Raw genomic sequence first — 14,308 nt, 5'->3', positions numbered from 1 at the left:
AATCCGTGGCTGTCCCGAGGCCTCGGGAAAAAGGGCTCGCCAATGAGCGGCATTCTGCAGAACTATCTTCCACTCGTCGTCTTTATAGGGGTAGCGGGCCTCATCGGCCTCGTGCTGCTGATCGCGCCCTTCATCGTGGCGTTCCAGCAGCCCGATCCGGAAAAGCTGTCGGCGTATGAGTGCGGCTTCAACGCCTTCGACGACGCGCGCATGAAGTTCGACGTCCGCTTCTACTTGGTCGCCATCCTCTTCATCATCTTCGACCTCGAGGTGGCGTTCCTGTTTCCCTGGGCGGTGGCGTTCGGCAAGCTTGGCGCGACCGGCTTCTGGTCCATGGTGGTGTTCCTCGCCGTGCTGACGGTCGGGTTCGCCTATGAATGGAAGAAGGGAGCTCTGGAATGGGATTGAACCCTGCATCGTCCACGGGTCCGGTCATCGCGCCGGCCGCCAAGGGCATTCTGGACCCGTCGACCGGCAAGCCGGTCGGGGCCAATGATCCGTTCTTCCTCGAGGTCAATTCCGAGCTGTCCGACAAGGGCTTCTTCGTGGCCGCGACCGACGACCTCATCACCTGGGCGCGCACCGGCTCCTTGATGTGGATGACCTTCGGTCTCGCCTGCTGCGCGGTCGAGATGATGCAGGTGTCGATGCCGCGCTACGACGTCGAGCGCTTCGGCTTCGCTCCGCGTGCCTCGCCACGCCAGTCCGACGTGATGATCGTCGCGGGAACCCTGACCAACAAGATGGCGCCCGCGCTGCGCAAGGTCTACGACCAGATGCCCGAGCCGCGCTACGTCATCTCGATGGGCTCCTGCGCCAACGGCGGCGGCTACTATCACTATTCCTACTCGGTCGTGCGCGGCTGCGACCGCATCGTGCCGATCGACATCTACGTGCCGGGCTGCCCGCCCACGGCGGAAGCGCTGCTCTATGGCGTGCTGCTGCTGCAGAAGAAGATCCGGCGCACCGGCACCATCGAACGCTAAGGTTTTACGTCATGGACGACGCCAAGCTCGACGCCCTGGGGCAGACGATCGTTAGTGCGCTTCCGGGCGCCGCCACCGGTCATTCGGTGGCCTTCAACCAGCTCACGGTTGATGTCGAGGCCAGCAAGATCGTCGAGGTGGTCAAGTACCTCCGCGACGACCCGGGCTGCCGCTTCGTCAACATCACGGACATCACGGCGGCGGACTATCCGTCGCGCGAAAAGCGCTTCGACGTCATCTATCACTTCCTGTCACCGACGCTGAACGCACGCATCCGCCTCAAGGCGCAGGCCGACGAGACCACCCAGGTGCCGTCGCTGATCGACGTGTTTCCCGGCGCCGACTGGTTCGAGCGCGAGGCCTACGATCTCTACGGCGTGTTCTTCGTCGGCCATCCCGACATGCGCCGCATCCTCACCGACTACGGGTTCGAGGGGCATCCGCTGCGCAAGGACTTCCCGACCACCGGTTTCGTCGAGGTCCGCTACGACGACCAGGAGAAGCGGGTGGTGTACGAGCCCGTCCGGCTCAACCAGGAATTCCGCAAGTTTGATTTCCTCTCGCCGTGGGAAGGGGCCGACTACCCGCTTCCCGGTGACGAGAAGGCGGGACCGAAGGCCTGATCATGAACGAGCAATCTGAACAGCTTCGCAACTTTACCATCAACTTCGGGCCGCAGCATCCGGCGGCGCACGGCGTGCTGCGTCTTGTGCTCGAATTGGATGGTGAGGTGGTCGCGCGCGTCGATCCGCATATCGGCCTGCTTCACCGCGGCACCGAAAAGCTGATCGAGCAGAAGACCTATCTGCAGGCGATCCCGTATTTCGACCGGCTCGACTACGTCGCGCCGATGAACCAGGAGCACGCCTTCTGCCTCGCTGCCGAGAAGCTGCTCGGCATCGAGGTGCCGCGCCGCGGCCAGCTGATCCGCGTGCTCTATTGCGAGATCGGCCGCATCCTGTCGCATCTGCTCAACGTCACCACGCAGGCGATGGACGTCGGCGCGCTGCCCCCGCCGCTGTGGGGCTTCGAAGAGCGCGAGAAGCTGATGGTGTTCTACGAGCGTGCCTCGGGCAGCCGCATGCACGCAGCCTTCTTCCGCATTGGCGGCGTGCACCAGGATTTGCCGCAGAAGCTGGTCGACGACATCGAGGCCTGGTGCGATCCGTTCCTGAAGGTCGTGGACGACCTCGACCGGCTGCTCACCGCCAACCGCATCTTCAAGCAGCGTAACGTCGATATCGGCGTGGTGCCGCTGAAGGAAGCCTGGGAGTGGGGCTTCTCGGGCGTGATGGTGCGCGGCTCGGGCGCGGCCTGGGATTTGCGCAAGTCGCAGCCCTATGAATGCTACGCCGAGATGGATTTCGACATCCCGATCGGCAAGAACGGCGACTGTTACGACCGCTACCTGATCCGGATGGAAGAGATGCGCCAGTCCGTGCGCATCATGAAGCAGTGCATTCAGAAGCTGAATGCGCCTGAGGGCAAGGGCCCCGTCGTCGTCGCCGACAACAAGGTCGCGCCGCCGCGCCGCGGCGAGATGAAGCGCTCGATGGAAGCCTTGATCCACCATTTCAAGCTCTACACCGAAGGCGTTCACGTGCCGGCCGGCGAAGTCTATGCCGCGGTCGAGGCGCCCAAGGGCGAGTTCGGCGTCTATCTCGTCGCCGACGGCACCAACAAGCCCTACAAGTGCAAGATCCGCGCGCCGGGCTTTGCCCATCTGCAGGCCATGGATCACATCTGCCGCGGCCATCTGTTGGCCGACGTGTCGGCGATCCTCGGCTCGCTCGACATCGTGTTCGGAGAGGTCGATCGGTGAAGGCGCAGGCGCCAATCCAGTTTGACCGCGCCTCGGGGGCCCTTGAAGGGGCCAACCTGTGGGAGCGGACGGCTGCCTTGGCGCTGGTGACGGGATCGAAGATCTCCTCGCACTTCTCGCATATGGGCTACATCGCCTGCGCGAATCTGCTGCGGAAGACGCTGCCCGAGCGCAACATCGCGATCAGGCTCAATCCCGACGCCGTGTTCGAATTCCCCTACGGCGACGGCTATTGGAGCAAGCTGCTCAACCGCTCGTACAATTACGAGGACGAGCTCGAGCTTCTGTTCGCCGACTCCATCGACGTCGACTATACGCTGCTCGATTGCGGCGCCAATTACGGTTACTGGTCGGTGCTGGTCTCGAGCAAGCCGTTCGGCGCGCACAAGGCGATCGCGATCGAGCCGTCGGAGCAGAACTATCCGAAGCTCGCCAACAATGCGCGCGTCAACGGCAACCGCTTCGAGACCATGAAATGCGCGATCGGCGCCGCCCGCGGCACCGCGCGGCTGTCCGGCACCAAGCACGAAGCCTTCAGCATCGCCGGCGATCCTTCGGCGGGCGGTGAGGAGGTGCCGGTCATCGCGCTCGACAATCTGATCGAGGACGGCAAGGTGGCGGCGACCGGCAAGTACCTGGTCAAGCTCGACGTCGAGGGCGTCGAGATCGAAGCGATCAAGGGCGGGGCACGGCTGCTCCAGGCCGACAGCGTCATCATGTGCGAGGAGCACGGCAGCGACCGCTCCCATGCCGTGTCGCGCTACATCCTCGAGCAGACCCCGCTGAAGCTGATCGTGTTTGATCCGCGCAGCAACCGGATGGAGACCGTGACCGAGCTGTCGATCCTCGACCGCATCAAGGTCTCGACCCATGTCGGCTACAACGTTTTCGGCACCGCAAGCGCATTCTGGCAGGACAGGATCGAAGCCATGAACGCCAAGAACTTGAATGCCAAGAACTTGAATGCGAAGTCCGCGCGCCGCATGCAGTGAGAGATAACAGATGTCCGTTCGCCGATTAGCACCGAAGGAAGTCCAGCCCGCGAGCTTTGCGTTCACGGAGGAGAACCTCGCGTTCGCCAGGCAGCAGATCGCGAAATATCCGGCCGGCCGGCAGGCTTCCGCCGTGATCGCCATCCTCTGGCGCGCGCAGGAGCAGAACGAGGGCTGGGTGTCGGAAGCCGCGATCCGCGTCATCGCCGACATGCTGGACATGCCCTATATCCGCGTGCTGGAGGTCGCGACCTTCTACACCATGTTCCAGCTGGCGCCCGTCGGCAAGAAGGCCCACGTCCAGGTCTGCGGCACCACGCCGTGCCGGCTGCGCGGCGCCGAGGATCTGATCCACGTCTGCGAGCATCGCATCCATCACGAGCCCTTCCATCTGTCCAAGGACGGCAATTTCAGCTGGGAAGAGGTGGAGTGCCTGGGCGCCTGCGTGAACGCGCCGATGGTGCTGATCGGCAAGGACACCTATGAGGACCTGACCAAGGAGAGCTTCGGCAAGGTGCTCGACGGTTTTGCTTCGGGCAACCCGCCCAAGCCCGGCCCGCAGAACGGCCGCCAGTTCTCGGCGCCGATCACCGGCCCGACCACGCTGAAGGAGACCACCTGATGCGTGATCTTTCGTCGCCCGCGGGGCAGGGGAGCGGTGCCATGAAGAAGTGGGGCTTCATCGCGATGCACGCCGCTGTTGCGGCCACCTTCATTTTCCTGCTGCAGCGTTTCAGCCTGAACGCGTCGCTGGAATCCAGCCTGCTCTGGGCGCTGACCTTCGCCGTCTGCGCCGCCGGACTTGCCTACAAGCAGTCCAATCGTTGATCGGAAAGCACTGATATGCTCGAGGACAAGGACCGCATCTTCAAGAACCTCTACGGCCTCCATGATTGGGGGCTCGAGGGTGCGCGGCGCCGTGGCGCCTGGGACGGCACCAAGACCATCATCGACAAGGGCCGCGACTGGATCATCAACGAGATGAAGGCGTCGGGCCTGCGCGGCCGCGGCGGCGCCGGCTTTCCGACCGGTCTCAAATGGTCCTTCATGCCGAAGGAATCGACCGACGGCCGGCCGAGCTATCTCGTCGTCAACGCCGACGAATCCGAGCCCGGCACCTGCAAGGACCGCGAGATCATGCGGCACGATCCGCATCTCCTGGTCGAGGGCTGCCTGATCGCCAGCTTCGCGATGAACGCGCATGCCTGCTACATCTATGTCCGCGGCGAGTTCATCCGCGAGCGCGAGCGCCTTCAGGCCGCGATCGACCAGGCCTATGAGGCCAAGCTGATCGGCAAGGACAATCTCAACGGCTGGCCGTTCGACCTCTACGTCGCCCACGGCGCCGGCGCGTATATCTGCGGCGAGGAAACTGCGCTGCTCGAGAGCCTCGAAGGCAAGAAGGGCCAGCCGCGCCTGAAGCCGCCGTTCCCGGCCAATGTCGGCCTGTTCGGCTGCCCGACCACCGTCAACAACGTCGAGTCGATCGCCGTTGCGCCGGACATCCTGCGCCGCGGTGCGGCGTGGTTCGCCGGCATCGGCCGGCCGAACAATGTCGGCACCAAGCTGTTCTGCATCTCCGGCCATGTCGAGCGGCCCTGCAACGTCGAAGAGGCCATGGGCATCCCGTTCCGTGAGCTGATCGACAAGCATTGCGGCGGCATTCGCGGCGGCTGGGACAACCTCAAGGCCGTGATCCCCGGCGGCTCGTCGGTGCGCATGGTGCCGGCCGAGCAGATCATCGACACGCCGATGGATTTCGATAGCTTGAGCAAGCTGCGCTCGGGCCTCGGCACCGCGGCCGTGATCGTGATGGACAAGTCGACCGACCTGATCCGCGCCATCGCCCGCATTTCGTACTTCTACAAGCACGAGAGCTGCGGCCAGTGCACGCCGTGCCGCGAAGGCACGGGCTGGATGTGGCGCGTGCTGACCCGCATGGCCGAGGGCCGCGCCCACAAGCGCGAGATCGACATGCTGCTCGAGGTCACCAAGCAGGTCGAGGGCCACACCATCTGCGCGCTCGGCGACGCGGCGGCATGGCCGATCCAGGGTCTGATCACGCATTTCCGTCACGAGATCGAAGCGCGCATCGACCAGTATTCGCACAGGGCCGATGTCGACGATATCGGCGTCCGCGATCCCGTGAACATGGTCGCGGCGGAGTAAGAGACATGACCAAGCTCATCATCGACGGCAAAGAGATCGATGTCCCGCCGGAGTACACGCTGCTGCAGGCGTGCGAGGCGGCAGGCGCCGAGATTCCGCGCTTCTGCTATCACGAGCGGCTGTCGATCGCCGGCAATTGCCGGATGTGCCTCGTCGAGGTGAAGGGCGGCCCGAAACCGGTCGCGAGCTGCGCCTGGGGCGTGCGCGACTGCCGTCCGGGCCCCAAGGGCGAGCCGCCGGAGATCTCGACGCGTTCGCCGATGGTGAAGAAGGCGCGCGAAGGCGTGATGGAATTCCTTCTGATCAACCATCCGCTGGACTGCCCGATCTGCGACCAGGGCGGCGAGTGCGACCTGCAGGACCAGGCGATGGGCTATGGTGTGGACACCAGCCGCTTCGCCGAGAACAAGCGCGCGGTCGAGGACAAATATCTCGGTGCGCTGGTCAAGACCTCGATGAACCGCTGCATCCAGTGCACGCGCTGCGTCCGCTTCTCGGCGGAAGTCGCGGGCGCCCCCGAAATGGGGGCCACCGGCCGCGGCGAGGACATGGAGATCACCACCTATCTCGAGCACGCGCTGACCTCGGAACTGCAGGGCAACCTCGTCGATATCTGCCCCGTGGGCGCGCTGACCTCGAAACCCTATGCGTTCGCGGCGCGGCCGTGGGAGCTCGGCAAGACCCAGTCGATCGACGTGATGGACGGCGTGGGCTCGGCGATCCGGGTCGACACCCGGGGGCGTGAGGTGATGCGGATCCTGCCGCGCATCAACGAGGCCGTGAACGAGGAGTGGATCTCGGACAAGACCCGCCACGTCGTCGACGGCCTGCGCACCCAGCGCCTGGATCGGCCCTATATCCGCGAGGCCGGCAAGCTGCGCGCGGCGAGCTGGCAGGAGGCCTTTGCGGCGATCGCCTCGAAGGCGGCGCGCACCGACGGCAAGCGCATCGGCGCGATCGCCGGCGACCTCGCCGGTGTCGAGGAGATGTTTGCGCTGAAGGACCTGCTGGCCAAGTTCGGCTCGTCCAACTTGGCGGTGCAGGGCGGCGACGCCTTCGATCCCGCACTCGGCCGCGGCTCCTACATCTTCAACCCGACGCTGGCCGGCGTCGAGCAGGCTGATGCGCTGCTCATCATCGGCGCCAATCCGCGCAAAGAGGCGGCCGTGTTCAACGCCCGCATCCGCAAGCGCTGGCGCGCCGGCGGCTTCAAGGTCGGCGTGATCGGTGCCAAGGCAGACCTGACCTACGACTACGATCACCTCGGCGCGGGCACCGAGACGCTCGGTGAGCTTGCAGCCGGCAAGCATTCCTTCATGGACGTGCTGAAGAACGCCAAGAGCCCCATCATCCTGGTCGGCGCGGGCGCGGCCTCGCGCCATGACGGCGCGGCCATCCTCGCGGCGAGCGCCAAGCTCGCGCTCAACGTCGGCGCGGTGAAGGACGGCTGGAACGGCTTTGGCGTGCTGCATGAGACCGCCTCGCGCGTCGGCGCGCTCGATATCGGCTTCGCTGCGGCCGGCGGCGGGCTGAACGCCGCGCAGATGACGACGTTCGGTACGCTCGACCTCCTGTTCCTGCTCGGAGCCGACGAGATCAACGCGGCGGACGGCACCTTCGTCGTGTATATCGGCACCCATGGCGACCGCGGCGCGCACCGCGCCGACGTGATCCTGCCGGCGGCCGCCTACACCGAGAAGTCCGCGATCTATGTCAACACCGAAGGCCGCGTGCAGATGACGGGCCGCGCCGCGTTCCCGCCGGGCGAAGCCCGCGAGGATTGGGCGATCATCCGCGCACTGTCGGAAGCGCTCGGCAAGAAGCTCGGCTATGACTCGCTCGCGCAACTGCGCCAGGCGATCTTCAAGGCCGTTCCGCACCTGATCCGTCTGGACCAGATCGAGGCCGGCTCGGCCGACCAGATCAAGAAGCTGGCGGGGAAGGGCGGCTCGTCGGAGAAGGCCCCGTTCAAGCCGCTGGTCGAGGACTTCTATTTGACCAACCCAATCGCGCGTGCGTCCGCCGTGATGGCGGAATGCTCGCGCCTCGCCTCCGGGCACATGCTGACCGCAGCGGAGTGAGCGTGATCTGATGGAATTCTTCGAAAGCGCATTCTGGACCGGTTTTCTCTGGCCGCTGATCATCATGGTCGCCGAGAGCGTCTTGGTGCTCGTCGTCCTGCTGGTCGCGATCGCCTACATCCTGCTCGCCGACCGCAAGATCTGGGCGGCGGTGCAGATCCGGCGCGGCCCGAATGTGGTCGGCCCCTGGGGCCTGCTGCAATCCTTCGCCGACCTGCTCAAGTTCGTGCTCAAGGAGCCGATCATCCCGGCCGGCGCCAACAAGGGCGTGTTCCTGCTGGCACCGCTGGTGTCTTGCGTGCTCGCGCTCGCCGCCTGGGCCGTGATTCCGACCAATCTCGGCTGGGTGATCTCCGACATCAATGTCGGCATCCTCTTCATCTTCGCGATCTCGTCGCTGTCGATCTATGGCATCATCATGGCCGGCTGGTCGTCGAACTCGAAGTACCCGTTCCTGGCCGCGCTGCGCTCGGCGGCGCAGATGGTGTCCTACGAGGTGTCGATCGGCTTCGTCATCATCACGGTGCTGCTCTGCGCCGGCACGCTGAACCTCTCGGCCGTGGTCGAGGCCCAGCATGCCCGCGGCCTCGCCAGCCTGATCGGGCTGCCGCAGCTGACCATCCTGAACTGGTACGTCTGGCCGCTGTTCCCGATGTTCGTGGTGTTCTACGTCTCGGCGCTGGCGGAGACCAACCGTCCGCCCTTCGACCTCGTCGAAGCGGAATCCGAGCTCGTCGCCGGCTTCATGGTCGAGTACGGCTCGACACCGTACCTGCTGTTCATGCTCGGCGAGTACGTCGCGATCGTCACGATGTGCGCGATGGCCACGATCCTGTTCCTCGGGGGCTGGCTGCCGCCGGTCGACCTGCCGCCCTTCAACTGGGTGCCGGGGATCATCTGGTTCTCGCTGAAGCTGTTCTTCATGTTCTTCCTGTTCGCGATGGCAAAGGCGATCGTGCCGCGCTACCGCTACGACCAACTGATGCGTCTCGGCTGGAAGGTGTTCCTGCCGCTGTCGCTGGCGATGGTGATCGTGGTGGCGGGCGTGCTGCACTTCGCCGGCATCGCGCCGAAGTGAGGGCTGTCATGGGTATCAACGTCAACGCCACTGCACGCTCGCTTCTGCTGTCGGAATTCGTCTCGGCATTCTTCCTCGCCATGCGCTATTTCTTCCAGCCGAAGCCGACGCTGAACTATCCGTTCGAGAAGGGCCCAATCTCGCCGCGCTTCCGCGGCGAGCACGCGCTGCGCCGCTATCCGAACGGCGAAGAGCGCTGCATAGCCTGCAAGCTGTGCGAGGCGATCTGCCCCGCGCAGGCCATCACCATCGAGGCCGGCCCGCGCCGCAACGACGGCACCCGCCGCACCGTGCGCTACGACATCGACATGGTGAAGTGCATCTATTGCGGCCTCTGCCAGGAGGCCTGTCCGGTCGACGCCATCGTCGAGGGCCCGAACTTCGAGTTCGCGACCGAGACCCGCGAGGAGCTCTATTATGACAAGGCCAAGCTGCTCGCCAATGGCGACCGCTGGGAACGCGAGATCGCGAAAGCGATCGAGCTCGACGCGCCGTACCGGTGAGGTGAGGGCATGATCCAGATTTCCAAGTCATTCCGGGATGGTCCGAAGGACCAGACCCGGAATCTCGAGATTCCGGGTTCACGCTTCGCGCGCCCCGGAATGACGGGAGTTTCTCGATGATCCTTCCCGCGCTGTTCTTCTACCTCTTCGCCGGCGTCTGCGTCGCTTCGGCCGTGATGGTGATTGTCTCGCGCAATCCCGTGCACTCCGTGCTCTACCTGATCCTGGCCTTCGTCAACGCCTCCGGCCTGTTCGTGCTGATGGGCGCCGAGTTCCTCGGCATGATGCTGATCGTCGTCTATGTCGGCGCGGTCGCGGTGCTGTTCCTGTTCGTGATCATGATGCTCGATGTCGACTTCCTCGAGCTGCGCGAGGGCTTCATCGAGTACCTGCCGGTCGGCCTCGTGATCGGCGGCATCTTCCTGTTCGAGCTGCTGCTCACCGTCGGCTTCTGGGTCATCAATCCCGGCGTGTCCAAGACGATCACGGCGGCGATCCCGGCCAACGTCTCCAACACCGAGGCGCTTGGGCTCGTGCTCTATACGAAGTACATCCACTACTTCCAGCTCTCGGGCATGGTGCTGCTGGTCGCCATGATCGGCGCCATCGTGCTGACGCTGCGCCACAAAGCGAGCGTGAAGCGGCAGGACATCAACGTTCAGAACGCACGCACGCCCGACATGGCGATGGCGATGCGCAAGGTGGCGCCGGGGCAGGGCCTCTCGGACGCCGATGCGGCGGAGTGGGTGAAATGACGATCGGGCTCGGACATTATCTGGCGGTCGGCGCGATCCTGTTCACGCTCGGGATCCTCGGCATCTTCCTGAACCGCAAGAACATCATCGTCATCCTGATGTCGATCGAGCTGATCCTGCTCTCGGTTAACATCAACCTCGTGGCATTCTCGACCTTCCTCGGCGACATCGTCGGCCAGGTCTTTGCGCTGCTGGTGCTCACCGTCGCGGCGGCCGAAGCCGCGATCGGTCTCGCCATCCTGGTGGTCTATTTCCGCAACCGTGGCTCGATCGCGGTTGAGGACGTCAATCTGATGAAGGGCTGAGCTCTCAAATGGTTCAGGCAATCGTTTTCCTGCCGCTCCTGGGCGCCATTCTGGCCGGCCTGATCGCGCTGTTCGGCGCGCATGCCCGCAACCCCTCGGGCGACGAGGTCGAGCATCACGGCGATCACGGCCACGGCGCGCATGCGCATGCGTCCGATACGATCAGCGAGGATGCATCCGTCATCCACGAGACCCATCACGAGCCCGGCGACGGGCATGACGGTCACGGTCCGGCGGAGCCCCCGGCGGCGGGCTCGCGCGCTGCCGAGCTGATCACCACCGGGCTGCTGTTCGTCTCGGCCGCGCTGTCCTGGATGACCTTGGTCGATGTCGGCTTCATGCACCATGACATGAGGATCCAGCTGCTGCCCTGGATCTTCTCCGGCGACCTCCAGGTCTGGTGGACGCTGCGCGTCGACACGCTGACCGCCGTGATGCTGGTGGTGGTGACGACCGTCTCCTCGCTCGTGCACCTCTATTCCATCGGCTACATGGACGAGGACCCGAACCGTCCGCGCTTCTTCGGCTATCTCTCGCTGTTCACCTTCGCCATGCTGATGCTGGTGACGGCGGACAACCTCGTGCAGCTGTTCTTTGGCTGGGAAGGCGTCGGTCTCGCCAGCTATTTGCTGATCGGCTTCTGGTACCAGAAGCCCTCGGCGAACGCCGCCGCCATCAAGGCCTTCGTGGTCAACCGCGTCGGCGACTTCGGTTTTGCGCTCGGCATCTTCGCGATCTTCATGCTGGCCGGCTCGACCGACTTCGAGACCATCTTCCATGCCGCACCTGGGTTGACCGGCAAGACCGTCAATTTCCTCGGCTGGCACGCCGACGCCCTGACCCTGACCTGCCTGTTGCTGTTCATGGGCGCGATGGGCAAGTCGGCGCAGTTCCTGCTGCACACCTGGTTGCCGGACGCGATGGAAGGCCCGACCCCGGTGTCGGCGCTGATCCATGCCGCGACCATGGTCACCGCGGGCGTGTTCATGGTGGCGCGCCTGTCGCCGCTGTTCGAGCTCGCTCCGACCGCCCAGGCCGTCGTGATGTTCTTCGGCGCCACCACGGCGTTCTTCGCGGCCACGATCGGCCTCGTCCAGAACGACATCAAGCGCATCGTCGCCTACTCGACCTGTTCGCAGCTCGGCTACATGTTCGTGGCGATGGGAGCAGGGGCCTATTCAGTCGGCATGTTCCATTTGTTCACGCACGCCTTCTTCAAGGCGCTGCTGTTCTTAGGTTCCGGCTCGGTGATCTACGCGATGCACCACGAGCAGGACATCCGCAACATGGGCGGCCTCTGGAAGAAGATCCCCTACACCTATGCGGTGATGGTGGTCGGCACGCTGGCCCTGACCGGCTTCCCGCTCACGGCCGGCTATTTCTCCAAGGACGCGATCATCGAGTCCGCCTACGCCTCGCACAATCCGTTCGCGGTGTACGGCTTCCTGATGACGATCATCGCCGCCGGCCTGACCTCGTTCTACTCCTGGCGCCTGATCTTCAAGACTTTCCACGGCGAGCCGCATGACGAGCATCACTATGAGGCGGCGCATGAGGCTCCGCTCTGGATCCTGATCCCGATCGGCGTGCTCGCGGTCGGCTCGTTCGTCGCCGGCTTGCCGTTCAAGGAGCTGTTCGCCGGTCACGGCGTCGAGGAGTTCTTCCGCGAGTCCGTGAAGATGAACCCGCACATCATCGAGGAGATGCACCACATCCCCGAGACCATCGCGTTCCTGCCGACGGTGATGATGGTGCTGGGCTTCCTCGTCTCGTACCTGTTCTACATCCGCCGGCCGTACCTGCCGGTCGAGCTCGCGAAGACGCAGCCGATGCTGTACCAGTTCCTGCTCAACAAATGGTACTTCGACGAGCTCTACGACATCATCTTCGTCCGCCCGGCGAAGTGGATCGGCTACCAGCTCTGGAAGAAGGGCGACGGCTTCATCATCGACGGCTTCGGCCCCGACGGCGTCTCGGCTCGCGTGCTGGACGTCACCCGCAACGTCGTGAAGATCCAGACCGGCTATCTCTATCACTATGCATTCGCCATGCTGATCGGTGCCGCCGGCCTGATCACCTGGTTCATGTTCGGCTTTGGAGGCCAGTAAATGACACCCTGGCCCATCCTTTCGGTCACGACGTTCCTGCCGCTGGTCGGCGCGCTGATCGTTTACTTGAGCCGCGGCGATGACGAGGCGGCCAAACGCAACTCGCGCTGGATCGCGCTCTGGACCACGCTGATCACCTTCGCGGTGTCGGTGATCCTGGTCATGCGCTTCGACCCCAGCAACCCCGACTTCCAGTTCGTCGAGAAGGCGAACTGGCTCGCGACCGGCATCACCTACCATATGGGCGTCGACGGCATCTCGCTGCCGCTGGTGATCCTGACCACTGCCGTGATGCCGTTCTGCATCATTGCGAGCTGGAAGGCGATTTCGAACCGGGTCCGCGAATACATGATGGCGTTCCTGATCCTGGAAACGCTGATGATCGGCACCTTCTCGGCGCTCGATCTCGTGCTGTTCTACCTGTTCTTCGAAGGCGGCCTGATCCCGATGTTCCTGATCATCGGCGTCTGGGGTGGACCGCGCCGGGTCTATGCATCGTTCAAGTTCTTCCTCTACACGCTGCTCGGCTCGGTCCTGATGCTGCTCGCCATCATGGCGCTGTACTGGAATGGCGGCACCACCGACATCCCGACCCTGATGCACACCGCCGTGCCGCGGTCCTTGCAGACCTGGGCCTGGCTGGCCTTCTTCGCTTCGTTTGCGGTGAAGATGCCGATGTGGCCGGTACACACCTGGCTCCCCGACGCTCACGTCGAGGCGCCGACCGCAGGCTCGGTGGTGCTGGCCGCGATCCTCCTGAAGATGGGCGGCTACGGCTTCTTGCGCTTCTCGCTGCCGATGTTCCCGCTGGCCTCGCACGACTTCGCGCCGCTGATCTTCACGCTCTCGGCCATCGCCATCATCTACACCTCGCTGGTGGCCTTGATGCAGGAGGACATGAAGAAGCTGATCGCGTACTCCTCGGTCGCGCATATGGGCTTCGTCACCATGGGCATCTTCGCCGGCACCATGCAGGGCGTGGCCGGCGGCGTGTTCCAGATGATCTCGCACGGCATCGTTTCCGGCGCGCTGTTCCTCTGCGTCGGCATCGTCTACGACCGCCTGCACACCCGCGAGATCGCGGCCTATGGCGGTCTCGTCAACCGGATGCCGCTCTACGCGATGACCTTCATGGTCTTCACCATGGCCAATGTCGGTCTGCCCGGCACCAGCGGCTTCGTCGGCGAGTTCATGACGTTGCTCGGCACCTTCAAGGTCTCGATTCCGACGGCGTTCTTCGCCAGCTTCGGCGTGATCCTGTCGGCGGCCTATGCGCTGTGGCTCTATCGCAAGGTCGTGTTCGGGGCCCTGGTCAAGCCGTCGCTGGCGAGCATGAAGGATCTCACCTTGCGCGAATGCGTGATTCTGTTCCCGATGATCGCGCTGACGATCCTGTTCGGCGTCTATCCGAAGCCGGTGCTCGACATGTCGGCCGCCTCGGTCCAGCAACTCGTCAACAACTACAACACCGCTGTGACGGCCGTGAAGGCCGCCGCACTGCTCCAGTGA

General features: G+C 64.3%; 15 protein-coding genes. All 15 read left to right on the top strand.

What is annotated here, in order from left to right; genetic code table 11:
* The first annotated feature begins 42 nt into the window (after positions 1-42).
* The 15 genes from X268_RS17015 to X268_RS16945 all read left to right on the top strand — a co-directional run bounded on the left by X268_RS17015 (position 43) and on the right by X268_RS16945 (position 14,308).
* Positions 43-408: an NADH-quinone oxidoreductase subunit A gene (locus tag X268_RS17015; RefSeq protein ID WP_008136158.1), complete on the top strand. Its 366-nt coding sequence runs from the start codon at positions 43-45 to the stop codon at positions 406-408.
* On the top strand, positions 399-986 hold the full coding sequence (locus X268_RS17010; RefSeq protein ID WP_164937776.1) for a NuoB/complex I 20 kDa subunit family protein: 588 nt from the start codon (positions 399-401) through the stop codon (positions 984-986). The genes X268_RS17015 and X268_RS17010 overlap by 10 nt, the downstream gene beginning before the upstream one ends.
* Positions 987-997: 11 nt before the next feature.
* The gene (locus X268_RS17005; RefSeq protein WP_128926013.1) at positions 998-1,609 is read left to right on the top strand and encodes an NADH-quinone oxidoreductase subunit C; all 612 of its coding nucleotides are present in this window, start codon (positions 998-1,000) and stop codon (positions 1,607-1,609) included.
* Between the two features lie 2 nt (positions 1,610-1,611).
* Positions 1,612-2,808, top strand: coding sequence for an NADH-quinone oxidoreductase subunit D (locus tag X268_RS17000; RefSeq protein ID WP_128926012.1), 1,197 nt, complete (start codon positions 1,612-1,614; stop codon positions 2,806-2,808).
* On the top strand, positions 2,805-3,800 hold the full coding sequence (locus X268_RS16995; protein WP_128926011.1) for an FkbM family methyltransferase: 996 nt from the start codon (positions 2,805-2,807) through the stop codon (positions 3,798-3,800). Before X268_RS17000 ends, X268_RS16995 begins: the two co-directional genes overlap by 4 nt.
* 10 nt (positions 3,801-3,810) lie before the next feature.
* Positions 3,811-4,422: an NADH-quinone oxidoreductase subunit NuoE gene (nuoE, locus tag X268_RS16990; protein ID WP_061877839.1), complete on the top strand. Its 612-nt coding sequence runs from the start codon at positions 3,811-3,813 to the stop codon at positions 4,420-4,422.
* Positions 4,422-4,628 (top strand): hypothetical protein, encoded by a 207-nt coding sequence (locus X268_RS16985; RefSeq protein WP_128926010.1) that lies wholly within the window; start codon positions 4,422-4,424, stop codon positions 4,626-4,628. Before nuoE ends, X268_RS16985 begins: the two co-directional genes overlap by 1 nt.
* Before the next feature lie 15 nt (positions 4,629-4,643).
* Positions 4,644-5,969 (top strand): NADH-quinone oxidoreductase subunit NuoF, encoded by a 1,326-nt coding sequence (gene nuoF / locus X268_RS16980; RefSeq protein ID WP_128926009.1) that lies wholly within the window; start codon positions 4,644-4,646, stop codon positions 5,967-5,969.
* A 5-nt stretch (positions 5,970-5,974) separates the two neighbouring features.
* Positions 5,975-8,050, top strand: a complete 2,076-nt coding sequence (nuoG, locus tag X268_RS16975) for an NADH-quinone oxidoreductase subunit NuoG (RefSeq protein WP_128926008.1) — start codon at positions 5,975-5,977, stop codon at positions 8,048-8,050.
* Between the two features lie 10 nt (positions 8,051-8,060).
* Positions 8,061-9,128 carry an NADH-quinone oxidoreductase subunit NuoH gene (nuoH, locus tag X268_RS16970; protein ID WP_128926007.1) on the top strand — a complete coding sequence of 356 codons (1,068 nt, stop codon included), beginning with the start codon at positions 8,061-8,063 and terminating at the stop codon, positions 9,126-9,128.
* 8 nt (positions 9,129-9,136) lie between these two features.
* A complete protein-coding gene (gene nuoI / locus X268_RS16965) occupies positions 9,137-9,631 on the top strand; it encodes an NADH-quinone oxidoreductase subunit NuoI (RefSeq protein WP_210268102.1) in 495 nt (164 codons plus the stop codon).
* Between the two features lie 116 nt (positions 9,632-9,747).
* A complete protein-coding gene (locus tag X268_RS16960) occupies positions 9,748-10,386 on the top strand; it encodes an NADH-quinone oxidoreductase subunit J (protein ID WP_128926006.1) in 639 nt (212 codons plus the stop codon).
* Entirely contained in the window at positions 10,383-10,691 is a 309-nt protein-coding gene (nuoK, locus tag X268_RS16955) for an NADH-quinone oxidoreductase subunit NuoK (protein ID WP_008547737.1), read from the top strand. The genes X268_RS16960 and nuoK overlap by 4 nt, the downstream gene beginning before the upstream one ends.
* An 8-nt stretch (positions 10,692-10,699) precedes the next feature.
* Positions 10,700-12,799 carry an NADH-quinone oxidoreductase subunit L gene (nuoL, locus tag X268_RS16950; protein ID WP_128926005.1) on the top strand — a complete coding sequence of 700 codons (2,100 nt, stop codon included), beginning with the start codon at positions 10,700-10,702 and terminating at the stop codon, positions 12,797-12,799.
* A complete protein-coding gene (locus X268_RS16945) occupies positions 12,800-14,308 on the top strand; it encodes an NADH-quinone oxidoreductase subunit M (protein WP_128926004.1) in 1,509 nt (502 codons plus the stop codon).

This window comes from Bradyrhizobium guangxiense, from assembly GCF_004114915.1.
Classification (GTDB): Bacteria; Pseudomonadota; Alphaproteobacteria; order Rhizobiales; family Xanthobacteraceae; genus Bradyrhizobium; species Bradyrhizobium guangxiense.
This window is presented reverse-complemented; position numbering and strand designations above follow the sequence as displayed.

Excerpts from the sequence above, each read along its gene's own strand:
- X268_RS17015 (WP_008136158.1), top strand. The coding sequence starts at position 43 with ATGAGCGGCATTCTGCAGAACTATCTTCCACTCGTCGTCTTTATAGGG.
- X268_RS17010 (WP_164937776.1), top strand. The coding sequence starts at position 399 with ATGGGATTGAACCCTGCATCGTCCACGGGTCCGGTCATCGCGCCGGCC.
- X268_RS17005 (WP_128926013.1), top strand. The coding sequence starts at position 998 with ATGGACGACGCCAAGCTCGACGCCCTGGGGCAGACGATCGTTAGTGCG.
- X268_RS17000 (WP_128926012.1), top strand. The coding sequence starts at position 1,612 with ATGAACGAGCAATCTGAACAGCTTCGCAACTTTACCATCAACTTCGGG.
- nuoE (WP_061877839.1), top strand. The coding sequence starts at position 3,811 with ATGTCCGTTCGCCGATTAGCACCGAAGGAAGTCCAGCCCGCGAGCTTT.
- X268_RS16985 (WP_128926010.1), top strand. The coding sequence starts at position 4,422 with ATGCGTGATCTTTCGTCGCCCGCGGGGCAGGGGAGCGGTGCCATGAAG.
- nuoF (WP_128926009.1), top strand. The coding sequence starts at position 4,644 with ATGCTCGAGGACAAGGACCGCATCTTCAAGAACCTCTACGGCCTCCAT.
- nuoG (WP_128926008.1), top strand. The coding sequence starts at position 5,975 with ATGACCAAGCTCATCATCGACGGCAAAGAGATCGATGTCCCGCCGGAG.
- nuoH (WP_128926007.1), top strand. The coding sequence starts at position 8,061 with ATGGAATTCTTCGAAAGCGCATTCTGGACCGGTTTTCTCTGGCCGCTG.
- nuoI (WP_210268102.1), top strand. The coding sequence starts at position 9,137 with ATGGGTATCAACGTCAACGCCACTGCACGCTCGCTTCTGCTGTCGGAA.
- X268_RS16960 (WP_128926006.1), top strand. The coding sequence starts at position 9,748 with ATGATCCTTCCCGCGCTGTTCTTCTACCTCTTCGCCGGCGTCTGCGTC.
- nuoK (WP_008547737.1), top strand. The coding sequence starts at position 10,383 with ATGACGATCGGGCTCGGACATTATCTGGCGGTCGGCGCGATCCTGTTC.
- nuoL (WP_128926005.1), top strand. The coding sequence starts at position 10,700 with ATGGTTCAGGCAATCGTTTTCCTGCCGCTCCTGGGCGCCATTCTGGCC.
- X268_RS16945 (WP_128926004.1), top strand. The coding sequence starts at position 12,800 with ATGACACCCTGGCCCATCCTTTCGGTCACGACGTTCCTGCCGCTGGTC.